Source organism: Hydrogenophilus islandicus, assembly GCF_054657095.1.
Window position 1 is genome coordinate 62252 of record NZ_BAAHXE010000002.1, and the last position, 14294, is coordinate 76545.

The 14294-nt window shown below is 63.2% G+C and carries 12 protein-coding genes; 6 read left to right on the forward strand and 6 right to left on the reverse strand.

The features are described from left to right. Positions 1 to 3: 3 nt before the first annotated feature. From ACYQ6T_RS01250 to ACYQ6T_RS01270, 5 genes are read right to left on the reverse strand one after another with little or no spacing between them, the layout of a single operon-like run. Positions 4 to 924 carry a phosphoribosylaminoimidazolesuccinocarboxamide synthase gene (locus tag ACYQ6T_RS01250; protein WP_459826662.1) on the reverse strand — a complete coding sequence of 307 codons (921 nt, stop codon included), beginning with the start codon at positions 922 to 924 and terminating at the stop codon, positions 4 to 6. 29 nt (positions 925 to 953) lie between these two features. After that, positions 954 to 2246, reverse strand: a complete 1293-nt coding sequence (locus ACYQ6T_RS01255; RefSeq protein ID WP_459826664.1) for a DUF3422 family protein — start codon at positions 2244 to 2246, stop codon at positions 954 to 956. A 13-nt stretch (positions 2247 to 2259) separates the two neighbouring features. After that, entirely contained in the window at positions 2260 to 3690 is a 1431-nt protein-coding gene (locus ACYQ6T_RS01260) for a PhoH family protein (RefSeq protein WP_459826666.1), read from the reverse strand. Between the two features lie 12 nt (positions 3691 to 3702). After that, positions 3703 to 4176: a peroxiredoxin gene (locus ACYQ6T_RS01265; protein WP_459826668.1), complete on the reverse strand. Its 474-nt coding sequence runs from the start codon at positions 4174 to 4176 to the stop codon at positions 3703 to 3705. A gap of 27 nt (positions 4177 to 4203) precedes the next feature. Then, the gene (locus ACYQ6T_RS01270; protein WP_459826670.1) at positions 4204 to 4575 is read right to left on the reverse strand and encodes an Mth938-like domain-containing protein; all 372 of its coding nucleotides are present in this window, start codon (positions 4573 to 4575) and stop codon (positions 4204 to 4206) included. A gap of 73 nt (positions 4576 to 4648) precedes the next feature. On the opposite strand from ACYQ6T_RS01270, the gene ACYQ6T_RS01275 reads away from it, so the two are divergent. Together ACYQ6T_RS01275 and ACYQ6T_RS01280 are read left to right on the forward strand one after the other, a co-directional pair. Continuing rightward, complete coding sequence (locus tag ACYQ6T_RS01275; RefSeq protein WP_459826671.1) at positions 4649 to 6010, forward strand: pyridoxal phosphate-dependent aminotransferase; 1362 nt, start codon at positions 4649 to 4651, stop codon at positions 6008 to 6010. After that, a complete protein-coding gene (locus tag ACYQ6T_RS01280) occupies positions 6010 to 7329 on the forward strand; it encodes a homoserine dehydrogenase (RefSeq protein WP_459826672.1) in 1320 nt (439 codons plus the stop codon). Before ACYQ6T_RS01275 ends, ACYQ6T_RS01280 begins: the two co-directional genes overlap by 1 nt. 35 nt (positions 7330 to 7364) lie before the next feature. On the opposite strand, the gene moaA is transcribed toward ACYQ6T_RS01280, so the two are convergent. Beyond that, positions 7365 to 8444 carry a GTP 3',8-cyclase MoaA gene (gene moaA / locus ACYQ6T_RS01285; protein WP_459826674.1) on the reverse strand — a complete coding sequence of 360 codons (1080 nt, stop codon included), beginning with the start codon at positions 8442 to 8444 and terminating at the stop codon, positions 7365 to 7367. Positions 8445 to 8509: 65 nt separating this feature from the next. Here moaA and ACYQ6T_RS01290 point away from each other — a divergent pair, with 65 nt between their 5' ends. The 4 genes from ACYQ6T_RS01290 to aroC all read left to right on the forward strand — a co-directional run bounded on the left by ACYQ6T_RS01290 (position 8510) and on the right by aroC (position 14279). Further along, the gene (locus tag ACYQ6T_RS01290) at positions 8510 to 10870 is read left to right on the forward strand and encodes an AAA family ATPase (protein WP_459826676.1); all 2361 of its coding nucleotides are present in this window, start codon (positions 8510 to 8512) and stop codon (positions 10868 to 10870) included. Between the two features lie 218 nt (positions 10871 to 11088). Further along, positions 11089 to 12756: an acetolactate synthase large subunit gene (ilvB, locus tag ACYQ6T_RS01295; RefSeq protein ID WP_459826677.1), complete on the forward strand. Its 1668-nt coding sequence runs from the start codon at positions 11089 to 11091 to the stop codon at positions 12754 to 12756. Positions 12757 to 12784: 28 nt separating this feature from the next. Further along, positions 12785 to 13102 carry an acetolactate synthase small subunit gene (gene ilvN, locus ACYQ6T_RS01300; protein WP_459826679.1) on the forward strand — a complete coding sequence of 106 codons (318 nt, stop codon included), beginning with the start codon at positions 12785 to 12787 and terminating at the stop codon, positions 13100 to 13102. 43 nt (positions 13103 to 13145) lie between these two features. Further along, on the forward strand, positions 13146 to 14279 hold the full coding sequence (gene aroC, locus ACYQ6T_RS01305; RefSeq protein ID WP_459826681.1) for a chorismate synthase: 1134 nt from the start codon (positions 13146 to 13148) through the stop codon (positions 14277 to 14279). Positions 14280 to 14294 lie beyond the last annotated feature (15 nt).

The window sequence follows — 14294 nt, forward strand, 5'->3', positions numbered from 1 at the left end:
CCGTTAGGAAAGCGCTTGGCCGGTGAGACGCGCGTAGGCTTCGCGGTACTTTTGCCGCGTCTTTTCGATGACATCAGGAGGGAGGTGGGGCGCCGGAGGGCGTTTATCCCACGCGAGCGACTCGAGATAGTCGCGGACGAACTGCTTGTCAAAAGAGGGGGGGTTCGTCCCGGGTTGCCACGCTGCGGCGGGCCAGAAGCGGGAGGAGTCGGGGGTGAGGACCTCGTCGATGAGGTGGAGCCGCCCCGCTGTGTCAACGCCAAATTCGAATTTGGTGTCGGCGATGATCACGCCGCGCGCGAGCGCATAGTCGTGTGCTTTCTGGTAGAGGAGAAGTGCTGCGTCGCGCGCTTGTCGGGCAAGTGCAACCCCGTCAAGTGAAGGGAAGGTGCGCGCAACGAGCGCCTCCGCTTCGGCGTAAGAGATGTTTTCGTCGTGTTCCCCGACTTCGGCCTTGGTTGCCGGCGTAAAGATCGCCTGAGGCAGTTTTTCGGCAAGACGCAGCCCTTGAGGAAGAGTAATGCCGCAGACGGAACCCTTCTCCTGGTACTCTTTCCAGCCGGAACCGATGAGGTAGCCGCGCACGACAGCTTCGATCGGCAGGGGTTTGAGCCGCTTGACGACCATCGCGCGCCCGGCGACCTGATCCCGTTCCTCGGGCGCAACCACGCTCTCCGGGTCGATCCCGGTTCGCTGGTCCAAGACGATACCGGCAAGGAGATCGAACCAAAAGGCCGAGATCTGGGTGAGGATCTTCCCTTTCTCGGGAATGGGGTCGGGGAGGATCACGTCGAACGCCGAGAGGCGGTCGGTGGCGATCACGAGGAGCTTGTCGTCACCGACTGCATAGATGTCGCGGACTTTGCCGCGACCGATCAGGGGAAGGCTTCTGAGGTTCGATTCAAAGAGAGGTTGCTCTGCCATGATCAATTTTCCAAAAAAGTGAATGAGATTTAGTGGATTTCAGGAATGGAGACGTGGAGTTTTTGCCGCAGTCGATGGATGCCGAATGCGGCGGTGAAAGCGATCAACGGAATGGCCACCGCGGTAATCCCTTCAGGCGTCCAGGGTCCCAGCCACGCTTTGCCCCCTTTGGCGAGGTAGTGGACCAGTTGTGAGCCGTAATAGGTGATCGCCACGACAGAGAAGTGCTCCGCCGCCTCCTGCAGCCGCAACTGCAGCCGCGCCCGGCGGTTCATCTCGTTGAGGAGCTGCTGGTTCTGTTCCTGGAGCTTGAGGTCAACCCGGGTACGCAGGAGCTGCGAGTTGCGGGCAATGCGTGCCGAGAGCTCCTCTTGGCGGTGGTGAACCGCTGCACAGGTGTTCATCGCCGGCGCAAGGCGCCGTTCGAGAAACCCTTTGAGGGTCGAATAGCCGGAGAGGCGCTCCTCGCGCAGATCATCGGCGCGCTGCTGGACGAGACGATAGTAAGCCGCCGCCGCACCAAAGCGGAAATTGGAGTCGGCGACCGAGCGCTCGACCTCGGCAGCGAGTTGCGTGAGGCGCTGCAGGAGCGACCGTTCGCTGTCGATCGTTTCGGCTTGGTCAAGATCGTGCATCAGCTGGGCAAGTCGCTTTTCCCACAACGAAAGGGCGGCGCTAACGCTCCGAGCAGCGGGGAAGGCGAGGAGCGCGAGCATCCGGTAGGTCTCGATCTCGATGAGCCGTTGGACGATCCGACCCAGCTGACGCGGGAGAATTGCGGCGTCGATGATCGTGAAATGGGTCATCCCGTCGTGGAGCTGAAAGTCGGTAAAGAGCCACCCCGCGCCGTCGGCGATTTTGGAGGCGACCGTCGTGGGGCCGAGCGGATCGATCGCGTCGATGAAGCGGTCAGGAGGGGTGTCACGAACCGTCTGGATGTCGATCGCGATCGCGGCGATCAGCGCACCTGGACCTTTCTCGATCCAGCCGGAGGGGAGGAGGCGCAAAAGGGCTTCGGTTCCCTGCGATCCTTCGCAGTAGACGGTGTAGGAGACAAACTCGGTATGGTGCTCCCATTTGATCCGCAGCGGCCCAAAACGGACGACCGCCTGACGGTCCGAGCTCTCTTCGATCCGTTCGGCGCCTGGGTGCTGGGCAAGGAGCTCCCAATGGCGGCGGGCGGCGTCGTGCTCGTCGGGTTCGATCACAAAGGCCCACGAGCGGACTTCGGCCGGTGAGGTGACCGCAACCGACGGACGGGCGTGGAGCTCGTTGTGGAGCGTTTCGCGAAGATCATGGAGGCGAAAAGGGGTGGTAGCCATGGTCGTGCTGGTGTTACAACCGCTCAGCTGCCGCTTCGGCAAGCCGCGAACGCTCGCCGCGCGCGAGCGTCACGTGGCCGCTGTGCGCCCACCCCTTCATCCGTTCGACGAGGTAGGTGAGCCCCGAGCTCCCTTCGGTCAGGTAGGGGGTGTCGATCTGCGCCAGGTTCCCCAAGCAGATCACCTTCGTTCCTGGGCCCGCACGGGTAATCAACGTGCGCATCTGTTTGGCGGTGAGGTTTTGCGCTTCGTCGAGCACGAGGAATTTCCGGACAAAGGTTCGCCCGCGCATGAAGTTGATGCTCTTGATCTTGACTTTCGCGCGAATGAGCTCGATCGACGCGCCGCGCCCCCACGCACCCCCTTCGCCGTTGCCGGCAAGCACTTCCAAGTTATCCTCAAGTGCCCCCATCCACGGTGCCATTTTTTCCTCTTCGGTCCCGGGGAGAAAACCGATCTCTTCGCCGATCGGGACCGTGGCACGGGTGAAGATCACTTCGCTGTAGATCTTCTGGTCAAGCGTCTGCGCAAGTCCCGCGGCCAGAGTCAAGAGGGTCTTGCCAGTGCCCGCTTGCCCCAAGAGGGTCACGAGATCGACCTCGGGGTCCATCAAGAGGTCGAGCGCAAAGTTCTGTTCCCGGTTGCGCGCCGTGATGCCCCAAACGGCGTTTTTCTCATGGCGAAAGTCGCGCACACTCCTCATGAGCGCCGAGCCATTCTCGAAACGGATGAGGCGCGCTTCAAACGAAGGGTCGCCGGCAACGACGATGAATTCGTTGGGGTAGCAATCGTTTGGAGTGATCGCGCGGGTCTGCCACCAGTCAAAGCCGTCAGCGCGCCACGCCTTGAGGTCGCCCGCTTGACGCTCCCAGAAGTCGGCCGGAAGTTCATGGATTCCGGAGTAGAGGAGGTCGGTGTCCTCCAGGAGTTTGTCGTTGCGGTAGTCTTGCGCCAATAGCCCCAACGCGCGCGCTTTGATGCGCAGGTTGATGTCTTTCGAGACGAGAATCACGGGGCGCGGGGCGTGGCGTTCGGCGAGCGCTTTCAGAAGCGACAGAATCGCGTTGTCGTTCTGCGACAGGGGCAAACCGGGCGGGAGCGGCGAAGCGATCGCTTCTGTCTGGAAGAAGAGGCACCCGGTGGCGATTCCTCCGGATGGCGCATCAAGCGCGTAGCCGTTACTGAGGTCGTGGCTCTCTTCGCCGACGATCGCCTCCAGCGTGCGACTCACCTGCCGGACGTTGCGCGCGACCTCTGAGAGCCCCTTTTTGTGTTGGTCGAGCTCCTCGAGGGTCGCCATCGGCAAGAAGATGTCGTGTTCGGCAAAGCGAAAGAGGGCGGTCGGGTCGTGCATCAACACGTTGGTATCGAGCACGAAGAGTTTCCGCAGCTCGCGGCTCTCCTTGGCAGAAGAGGGACTTGAGGTGGAGCGGGAGGGGGACATCGCTTTAGCCCTTCAGCTGTGCTGCAACTTTTTCAACGCTTCAAGGACCTCTTCGGCGTGCCCTTCTACTTTCACCTTACGCCAGAGGGCCGCGATGTGGCCGTTGGCGTCGATCAGAAAGGTGCTCCGTTCGATCCCCCGTACCGGCTTACCGTACATCGTCTTGTTGCGCATCACGTCGTAGGCAGCGCACGCGAGCTCCTCAGGGTCGCTCACGAGGTCGAACGGCAGGGAAAATTTCTCTTTGAACCTCTCGTGCGACGCGACGCTGTCGCGTGAAAGGCCCAGGATCACCGCCCCAAACTGGGTGAATTCGGCGTAGTGGTCGCGAAAGGCGATCGCCTCATTGGTGCACCCCGGCGTGTTGTCGCGCGGGTAGAAGTAGAGGACGACGGGGCGGCCCTTGAGCGCGGAGAGGGTGATCGTCTGATTTCCTGTCGCGGGGAGGGTGAAATCGGGCGCAGGTTGGTGCAAGGTGACGGACATCGGTGGCTCCTTCAAAGGACGCAGAGGTTAGCGCAGAACCAAGCCGGCGACAACGCGTCGCCCTTCGCTGGCTACCACATTATACGTGCGACACGCGGCGGCAAGCGCCATCACCTCAAAACCGATCCGTGCGGCAGTGAGGCGGGCAAGCGCCGCGGGTGGAGGCCATTGGAGCTGCGGGCCGGAGGCGAGGAGAATCAGTTCAGGCTCCAACGAGAGCAGCATGTCGATTGCCGCTGCGTCCAGGGTCGCCCAGCCGCCCGGGAGCCATCCTGGCGTGATCGCCGTCGGGGTCAAGAGGAGATTCGATTCGTGACGCTCGCCATCGATCGCAATCCACCCGTCGCCGTGGGCGGTGATGAGGTGAATATTCCCCGCGAGGTCCAGCTGTAGTTTCACCGCTTCTTCTCCTTGCGCCGCTTTTTCGCTAAGATTACCGACTTGCCCCGTTTTCGCCAAGAGGAGTGCCACGATGAAACCCGCCGAAGTTCCGCTGCCCAAGGTGCCGATGCCGGTTGCTGGGGATGGCCCAACCGCCGCTTCGGTCGAGGAACTCGTGGCACTCGACACCGACCGCCCATGGCGGCCGATCCTCAAATCGTCGAAACTCGATGATGTCTGCTACGACATCCGGGGACCGGTCCTTGAGCGCGCCAAAGAGATGGAAGCCGAGGGGCATAGGATCATCAAGCTCAACATCGGCAACTTGGCACCGTTCGGTTTCGAGCCCCCTGAGGAGATCGTCGTCGATGTGATCCGCAATTTCCGCGAGGCAAGTGGCTATACCGACTCCAAAGGGCTCTTTGCACCCCGCAAAGCGGTGGTGCAGTATATGCAGACCAAAGGGGTCGTCGGGGTCGACGTCGAAGATGTCTATCTCGGGAACGGTGCCTCTGAACTCATCGTGATGAGCCTGCAGGGGCTACTGGAGAGTGGTGACGAGGTGCTCGTGCCGTCACCCGACTACCCGTTGTGGACAGCTGCGGTGTCGCTTGCGGGGGGGAAACCGCGCCACTACCTCTGTGACGAAGCGGCCAACTGGTATCCGGACCTTGCGGACATCCGCAAGAAGGTGAGCGACAAGACCCGGGCGATCGTCATTATCAATCCCAACAACCCCACCGGCGCGCTCTATCCGCGCGAGATCCTCGAGGGTATTGTCGAGATTGCGCGCGAACATCAACTGATCGTCTTCGCGGACGAGATCTACGACAAGATGCTCTACGATGGGAGGAGCCATACCTCGATTGCGTCGCTGGCCGACGACGTCTTCTTCATTACGATCAACGGGCTGTCGAAAAACTACCGCTCGTGCGGCTACCGTGCCGGGTGGATGGTCCTTTCGGGCGAACGGCGCCACGCGAAAGATTACATCGAAGGGCTCAACATCCTCGCCTCGATGCGGCTCTGCTCCAACGTCCCAGGGCAGATGGCGATTCAGACGGCGCTCGGGGGTTATCAGAGCATCCAGGAGCTCGTTGCGCCCAACGGGCGGTTGACGCGGCAGCGCAACGTCGCCTACGAGCTGCTCAATGCGATTCCAGGGGTTCATGCGGTAAAGGCCGAGGCGACACTCTACATGTTCCCGCGCCTTGACCCGAAAATCTACCCGATCGTCGACGACCAGCAGTTTGTTCTTGAGCTCCTTGAAGAGGAGCGGGTGTTGGTTGTGCAGGGGACGGGGTTCAACTGGCCCAACCCCGACCATTTTCGCATGGTCTTTTTGCCGCACGAAGACGATTTGCGCGACGCGATCGAGCGGATCGCGCGCTTCTGTGACCGCTTTCGGCGGCGCCATCAGGTGATCTTGACCCAAAAGGAAGGGAAGGAATAATGAAAGCGATCCGTGTGGGGTTATTGGGCATCGGTACGGTAGGAAGTGGCGTCTGGCGGGTACTCGCGCGCAACGCTGACGAGATCGCGCGGCGCGCCGGGCGTCCGATTGCGATCGTTGCGGTCGCCGACCGTAACGTGGAACACGCCCAGAAGGTGGTGGGCGAAACGGCTCTTCGGCAAGGGGTGACGGTGACCTCTGACCCCTTTGCGCTCGTGAGCGACCCGGAGATCGACATCATCGTCGAATTGATTGGCGGTTACGGCGTGGCCAAAGAGCTCGTGCTCGCGGCGATCGCCAACGGGAAACATGTGGTCACGGCAAACAAGGCGCTCCTTGCGGTCCATGGCGACGCGATCTTTGCCGCGGCGCAAAATAAGGGGGTGATGGTCGCGTTCGAGGCGGCTGTGGCGGGCGGCATTCCGATCATCAAAGCGCTGCGGGAAGGGCTTGCCGCGAACCGCATCGAATGGGTGGCCGGGATCATCAACGGCACCACCAACTACATCCTCACCCAGATGGATCAGCGGGGGCTCTCGTTTGCCGACGCGCTCCGAGAGGCGCAGGCACTCGGTTACGCCGAAGCCGACCCCACCTTCGACATCGAAGGGATCGACGCCGCGCACAAGGCGACGCTCTTGGCGTCCCTTGCCTTTGGTGTGCCGATTCAGTTCGACAAGGCGTACATCGAGGGGATCACCGCGATCGACGCCCGCGACGTCGCTCACGCCGAAGCGTTGGGATACCGCATCAAGCTCCTCGGGATCGCGAAGCGGCGTGAGCAAGGGTTCGAACTGCGGGTCCATCCCACCCTCATTCCCAAAGAGCATCTCCTGGCCAGCGTCTCGGGGGCGATGAACGCGGTGCTCGTCAAAGGCGATGCCGTCGGGCAGACCCTCTACTATGGCCCAGGGGCCGGTTCCGAGCCGACTGCGAGCGCGGTGATTGCCGATCTCGTCGATGTCACGCGGCTCCATACCGCCGACCCCGAAAACCGTGTGCCCCACCTCGCGTTTCAGCCCGACCAGATGCAACCGCTCACTGCGTTACCGATTGCGGCGTGCCGCTCCAGCTACTACCTGCGGTTGACCGTCGCCGATCAGCCGGGGGTTCTTGCGGAGATTACCCGCGAGCTCGCGGCAGAGCAGGTGTCGATCGCCGCGTTGGTCCAGAAAGAGCCCCAGAATGAGCGGGCGGAGCTGGTGATGCTCACCCACGAAACCGAAGAGCGGGCGATCGACGCGGCACTCGCAGCGATTCGCAGCTTGCCGTTTGTCCTCGATCCGATCGTGAAGCTGCGGGTCGAACACCTCACGTAACGGCGATCCTGGGCGAACGGCCTGGTGATGGGGGGTTACCCCCCAATGTAGGACATCTCGATCCGTTTGCGGGGGGGGGTAGCGGCGGTGCGCAGCTCCGAGTAGCGGTTCCCCCGCAGCGACCAGATGCCCGCAACCGCCCGCGCGAGCTCCTCGTCCGAAGCGCCGCCGCGAATGAGCGACCGCAGGTCGTAGCCTTGGTCGGCGAAGAGGCAGGTGAAGAGCTTGCCGTCGGTGGAGAGCCGCATCCGCGTGCAGCCGCGACAGAAGGGTTGCGTAACCGAAGCGATCACCCCGATTTCACCGCCGCCGTCACAGTAGCGCCACCGCTCGGCGACCTCGCCGAAATAGTTGGGTTCCAGGGGTTCGATCGGCCAGCGGCGGTTGATTCCCTCGAGGAGCTCTTTGGCGGGGACGACGTGGTCGAGTTGCCAGCCGTTGGTTGTCCCGACATCCATGAACTCGATGAACCGGAGAATCACGCCGGTGCCCCGGAAATGTTCGGCCATGGGAACGATTTCGTGGTCATTCACCCCCCGTTTGACTACCATGTTCACCTTGACCGGAGTGAGCCCCGCGGCAACGGCTGCGTCGATCCCCTCCAACACGCGCGCAACCGGCAGCCGCACGTCGGCGATTTTCTCGAAGGTCTCCTGGGTCAAAGCGTCGAGACTTACCGTGACCCGGCGGAGCCCTGCCGCTTTCAGCTCTGCGGCCAATTTGGGGAGCAGGACGCCATTGGTCGTCAGGGTGAGCTCCACCGGCAGCGCCGCCAGCTTGGCGATCAGGTGCGGCAGGTCCTTGCGCAACAGCGGCTCGCCCCCCGTGATGCGGATTTTGCGCACTCCCAGGGTGACAAATACGCGCGCGACCCGTTCAATCTCCTCAAAGGTGAGAATTTCGCGCCGCGGCAAAAAGGTGTAGTGGTCGAAGACCTCGCGGGGCATGCAGTAGGTACAGCGAAAGTTGCAGCGGTCGGTCACCGATATGCGCAGGTCAGCGAGCGGCCGCGCATGTCGGTCCCGTTGGGGGGAGGTGAGCGCTCCCGCGTAAGGGGGGATCGGGAGGATCGTGGCGACTTCCGCAAGCGGATCGTGACGCAGCGCCTCGGCCATGGCACCTCCAGTGTGGCGTTCCAAGATGCAAACGATTATGGCACATTCGTGCTACATTCGCCGCAATGGAGCGATTGACGAGTGACAGTCTCTACCGCGCAACCGACCCTGCCACTTTGACGGTGAGCGCCGCCGCGCCGCCCCCTTTTGTCGGGCAAGAGCGCGCATGGGCGATGCTTCAGCGGGCGCTTGCCGACCCCGCGCGCGGCCACGCCATTCTCCTGGCTCCGCCTGGATTCGGCCGTCGGGCGATCGCCCGCGAGGCGATCCGTGTTGCTGCAGCGCGGCGCAAACCCCCTCACGATCTCCTCTACCTTCCCCGTTTTGACGATCCGCTGCGACCCCAACTGTTGCGTCTGCCGGCGGGCAGCGGCAGCGCCTTTGCTGCGGCGCTTGCAGATGTCATCCGGAAGCTCCCCGAACTGGTGACGAACGCGCTGCGCGCCGAATCCCATCGCGAAAGGGTGACGCAGCTCCGTGACCGGTATCACGGCGAGGAGCGCCGCGCGCTCGACGCGATCAGCAGTGGCTGCGAAAAGGAGGGGTTGAAGCTCATCGCCACCGACGACGGTTGGGCGCTTGTCCCCATCGATCGTGACGGCAACCCCTTCAGCCCCGAAGCGTTCGCTGCGCTCCCTGAGGAGGAGCGGCGGAGGTGGGAGTCGCGTGTCGCCACCTGGCGTGAGCGGCTTGCTGAGACTTTGGCGCACTTTCCTGCGTGGGATGAGGCGCTCGCTCGGGCGATACGGGCTGCCGAGCGCGACGCCCTGACCCCCGTTGCCAGCCATCTCCTGACCCCGCTCCGTGAGACCTTCGCCACTTACCCCGAGGCCATCACCTTTCTCGAGGCGCTCGAACGCGAGCTGCTTGACGGCGCGCGCCCTTGGCTCGTCGAAGACGACGATGAGGTGAGCATCGATACCGATCTCCTCGACCAGTTGATGCCCCACCTTTTGGTCGGCCATGAGGCGTCGGACCTGCCCGAGGTGGTGATGGATGAGGCGCTCACCCACACCACCCTCGTGGGGTGGATCGAAAGCGAAGTGGTCGATGGCGAACGGATCTCCCACCACCGCCACATTCGCCCAGGTGCTCTGGTGCGGGCAGCAGAAGGGTTTCTCATCCTGGATGGTGATCTGCTCCTCACCGACCGCGACCTGTGGACGGCACTCAAAAAGACGCTGGCGACCGGGCGCATCGAGATTACCCCTCCTCCTGATCGCGAACGGTGGGGGGCTCTGCCGCTCCTGACCCCTGACCCGATCCCCTTTACGGGGCAGGTGGTGGTGATTGGGACACCGGCGACCTACGAGACGCTGTTGGCCCTCGACGAGACCTTCTCCTCCTTTTTCCCCTGGGTGATCGAGCTGGAACAGGTGGCGCTGCGAACCGTCGAGAACGAGGCGCGCTACGGGGCGCTCTTGAGGCAATTGCTGGCCGATCGCCTGCCGGTTCCCGTGAGCGTCGGCGCCGTTGCGCGAACGCTCGAAGAGGCAGCGCGCGCTGCCGAGGATCAGTCGCGTCTGCTCCTGACGGTCGGCCACTTCGCTCGGCTCCTTCACGAAGCGGCGGCGATTGCCGTCGAGGCGGGGCGGGGGGAGGTGACGCGGGAGGATGTCGAAGAGGCGGTCGCGGAGCGCTTCGCCCGCACGGGCAGAGCGTGGCGCGAAACCCTGGAGGCAATTTGCCGCGGCGAACACCTGATCGCGACAAGCGGCACCCGCGTCGGCCAGATCAACGGCTTGGTGGTCTTTGAAAGCGGCGAGATCGCCTACGGCCACCCGATGCGCATCACTGCGTCGGTCCGGATCGGCGGCGAAGGGGAAGTGCTCGACATTGAGCGTGAAACCGAACTGGGCGGGGCGATCCACAGCAAAGGGGTGATGATCCTTGCCGCTTTCCTCAGCGGCCGCTATGGCCGGAGACGGCCGCTTGCCCTCTCGGCAACGATTGCGCTCGAGCAGTCGTACGGGTTTGTCGAGGGCGATTCGGCGTCGCTTGCCGAGGCGCTCGCGCTCCTCTCGGCGATTGCCGAGGTGCCGCTCCACCAGTCGATCGCGGTTACCGGTTCGATCAACCAGTTTGGTGAGGTCCAAACGGTGGGCGCGATCAATGAAAAGATCGAGGGGTGGTTCGCCGTCTGTGAAGCGTTGGGGCTAGATGGCTCCCAGGGGGTGGTTTTGCCTGCCGCAAACCGCCACCACTTGATGCTCCGCGCCCCCGTCGTTGAAGCGGTTCGAGCTGGGCGTTTTCATCTCTGGACGGTTCAAACACTAGACGAAGCCGCGGCGATTCTCACCGGCCTTCCCCTTTCCGGCGCCCAATCGCTTTCGGCCAAAGTGGCCGCTGCCTTGACCCGGATGAGTCGATGGCATGAGGAGAAAGGGGAAGGGTGGCGCCGCCCCTGGTCGCGGCGGCGGGAATGAGCGGGCTGCCTCTTGCTTTCCTCTTCCGTCTGTGGTATAAAGAGATCGTCACTCATATAGAAGAGTTGTTGGATGTCTGACCACTCCCTCCGCGCTGTCGTAGGTGTAGTCGTAAGCCTGCCACCGGGCCGGAGGGGGGTCGTGTAGTCTCAAGTTACCACGTCAAACCCAAACCCCTCCGGTCCGCCGGCGGGGTTTTTTATTTTTAGGGAGCCAAAATGGAGACCATGACCGGTGCCGAGTTGATGGTGCGGCTACTCGAGCGGCAAGGGATCGAGCAGATCAGCGGTATCCCGGGCGGGGCGATTCTGCCCTTCTACGACGCGTTAGCCCAGCGCGGAACGATTCGCCATATCCTCGCGCGCCACGAACAGGGGGCTGGGTTCATCGCGCAGGGTATCGCCCGGGTCACCGGCAAGCCCGCAGTCTGTGTCGCGTCAAGCGGCCCAGGCGCGACCAACCTCCTCACCGCGATTGCCGACGCGCATCTCGACTCCATTCCGCTCGTCGCGATCACCGGCCAAGTGCCGCTGGCGATGATTGGAACCGACGCCTTTCAGGAGGTCGACGTCTATGGGATGTCGATCCCGATCACCAAGCACAATTTCCTCGTCCGTTCGGCAGCCGAGCTCCTCGAGGTGATTCCGACCGCGTTTCGTCTTGCCCAGAGTGGCCGGCCGGGGCCGGTGCTCATCGACGTGCCGAAGGATGTGCAGAACCAGCGGGTGAGCTTCGAACATTGGCCGGAACCGGGGGAAAGAGCGCCGGGGCCAGCGCTCGACCCCGAGGTGATCAACCAAGTCGCGGCGTTGATCAACAGCGCCGAACGCCCGGTGCTCTACCTGGGGGGTGGGGTGGTGGCGAGCGGTGCTGCTCCCCTTGCGGTGGCGCTCGCCGAGCAGGCGTCGATGCCTACCGTGATGACGCTGATGGGACTCGGCGCGATGGCGAGTGACCACCCCCTGTCTCTGGGGATGCTCGGAATGCACGGAGCGCGCTATGCCAACTTTGCGGTTCAGGAGAGCGACCTCCTGGTGGTGGTCGGCGCCCGGCTCGACGATCGGGCGGTGGGCAAAGCGAGCGCCTTTGCTCCCCACGCCAAGATCATCCACATCGACATCGACGCGGCCGAGTTCGGCAAGATCAAAACGCCCTTCGTTGCCGTTCATGCCGACGTCAAGGAGGCGCTTGCGGCGTTGCTTCCCCGCGTGCAACCGGCGATGCGTAAGCGGTGGCTGTCGCACGTTGCGGCGCTGAAGGCGCGCTACCCGCTGGCGATGCCGGGCCGCGACGACGTGCGCAGCCCATACGGCCTCATCGCTGCGGTGGCGGAGGTGCTCGACGACGAAGCGGTGGTCGTGACCGACGTCGGGCAGCATCAGATGTGGGCTGCGCAAGCCTATCCGCTGCGCCGTCCGCGGCAGTGGCTCACCTCGGGGGGGCTTGGGACGATGGGTTTTGGTTTGCCCTCCGCAATCGGCGCCGCGCTTGCCGAACCACACCGCACCGTGGTGCTGTTTACCGGGGACGGCAGCATCAAGATGAACATTCAGGAGCTGGCGACCCTCGCGGAGTGGCAGCTCAACGTCAAGATCGTTTTGCTCGACAACCGCACCCTGGGACTCGTCTATCAGCAGCAGAGCCTCTTTTATGGCGAGCGGATCATCGCATCGCGCTACAGCCACGGTGTCGATTTCGTCACCATCGCGCGCGGATTTGGCGTGCCGGCGTTCGACCTCGATACCACCACCGACCCCAAAGTGGCCCTCGCTGAGGCGCTCACGACCCCCGGACCCCTCTTCATCCGCTGCCCGATCGACGCCGACGCCTTTGTCTATCCGATGGTCCCCCCCGGCGCGGCCAATACGGAGATGATCGAGGCGTGAGCATGTGAAACTTGGGGATAAGGAGAGAATGATGATCGAACAGGTGGCCGAACCGTTACCCGTGAGTGGCTTTGAGAAGCGGGTGCTCGAATTGGAGGTGAACAACCATCCGGGGGTGATGAGCCATATCGTCGGGCTTTTTGCCCGGCGCGCCTTCAACGTGGAGGGGATTCTCTGTATGCCGTTACCGGATGGGACGGTGAGCCGCATTTGGCTCTTGGTCTTTGCCGATCAGCGACTGGAGCAGTTGATCAAGCAATTGGAAAAATTGGTCGATGTCCGCTCGGTGCGGCAGCACCACGCCGACCACGAGGTCTTTGTCCAGGCCGAGCGGTTCTTCCGCTGACTCCGTGCGATAATCGCCGAAGTGGCACAGCACAGGAAGAACGATGAGTGGCAACACCTTTGGCCATCTCTTTCGGGTGACGACCTTCGGCGAATCGCACGGCCCGGCGTTGGGGTGTGTGATCGACGGTTGCCCGCCGGGTCTTGCGATCTCCGCCGAGGAGATTCAACACGAGCTCGACCGCCGCAAGCCTGGCACGAGCCGTTTCGTCACTCAGCGTCGCGAGTCGGACCAGGTCGAGATCCTTTCGGGCATTTTCGACGGGGTGACGACGGGAACGCCGATTGCGCTACTGATTCGCAATGAAGATCAGCGTTCCAAGGATTACGCCAAAATCGCTGCAACCTTTCGTCCTGGACACGCGGACTACCCTTATCTCATGAAGTACGGCGTGCGCGACTATCGCGGTGGCGGGCGAGCGTCAGCGCGGGAGACGGCGGCGCGGGTCGCCGCAGGGGCGATCGCGAAAAAGTGGCTGCGCGAACGCTTTGGCGTCGTCATTCGTGGGTTTCTCGCCGAGATGGGGCCGATTGCGATCCCGTTCGTCTCCTGGGAGGAGGTTGACCGCAACCCCTTCTTTGCGCCAAATGCCGACATCGTGCCGGAACTCGAAAACTACCTCGATGGTCTGCGGCGGTTGGGTGATTCCGTGGGCGGGAAGATCACCGTCGTGGCGACCAATGTCCCGGTGGGGTGGGGCGAACCTGTTTTTGGCAAGCTCGACGCCGAGATCGCCTACGCGATGATGGGGATCAACGCGGTGAAAGGGGTCGAGATCGGGGACGGGTTTGCGGTGATCGCGCAGCATGGCAGCGAACATGGCGATGAGCTCACCCCCGAGGGCTTCCTCAGCGACCACGCCGGGGGGACACTCGGTGGAATCAGCACGGGGCAACCGATCATCGTCCATTTGGCGATCAAACCGACCTCGAGCATCCGGATCCCGAAGCGGTCGATCACGGTGACGGGTGAGGCGACCGAGGTGGTGACGACCGGTCGCCACGACCCGTGTGTGGCGCTGCGCGCAACGCCGATCGCCGAGGCGATGCTCGCGCTCGTGCTGATCGACCAGGCGCTGCGCCATCGCGCCCAGTGTGGCGACGTGACGCCGCCGCTTGCGCCGATTGCAGGGGTCGCGCCCGACGGCGTGTTGCCCTTTCCGCTTCCTGAGGGGTAGCGTCCCTTCGATTCC

Bases quoted from the DNA above. Each gene is read 5' to 3' on its own strand.
- ilvN (WP_459826679.1), top strand. From the start codon at position 12,785: ATGATGATCGAACAGGTGGCCGAACCGTTACCCGTGAGTGGCTTTGAG.
- ACYQ6T_RS01255 (WP_459826664.1), bottom strand. From the start codon at position 2,246: ATGGCTACCACCCCTTTTCGCCTCCATGATCTTCGCGAAACGCTCCAC.
- aroC (WP_459826681.1), top strand. From the start codon at position 13,146: ATGAGTGGCAACACCTTTGGCCATCTCTTTCGGGTGACGACCTTCGGC.
- ACYQ6T_RS01260 (WP_459826666.1), bottom strand. From the start codon at position 3,690: ATGTCCCCCTCCCGCTCCACCTCAAGTCCCTCTTCTGCCAAGGAGAGC.
- moaA (WP_459826674.1), bottom strand. From the start codon at position 8,444: ATGGCCGAGGCGCTGCGTCACGATCCGCTTGCGGAAGTCGCCACGATC.
- ilvB (WP_459826677.1), top strand. From the start codon at position 11,089: ATGGAGACCATGACCGGTGCCGAGTTGATGGTGCGGCTACTCGAGCGG.
- ACYQ6T_RS01250 (WP_459826662.1), bottom strand. From the start codon at position 924: ATGGCAGAGCAACCTCTCTTTGAATCGAACCTCAGAAGCCTTCCCCTG.
- ACYQ6T_RS01290 (WP_459826676.1), top strand. From the start codon at position 8,510: ATGGAGCGATTGACGAGTGACAGTCTCTACCGCGCAACCGACCCTGCC.
- ACYQ6T_RS01280 (WP_459826672.1), top strand. From the start codon at position 6,010: ATGAAAGCGATCCGTGTGGGGTTATTGGGCATCGGTACGGTAGGAAGT.
- ACYQ6T_RS01265 (WP_459826668.1), bottom strand. From the start codon at position 4,176: ATGTCCGTCACCTTGCACCAACCTGCGCCCGATTTCACCCTCCCCGCG.
- ACYQ6T_RS01275 (WP_459826671.1), top strand. From the start codon at position 4,649: ATGAAACCCGCCGAAGTTCCGCTGCCCAAGGTGCCGATGCCGGTTGCT.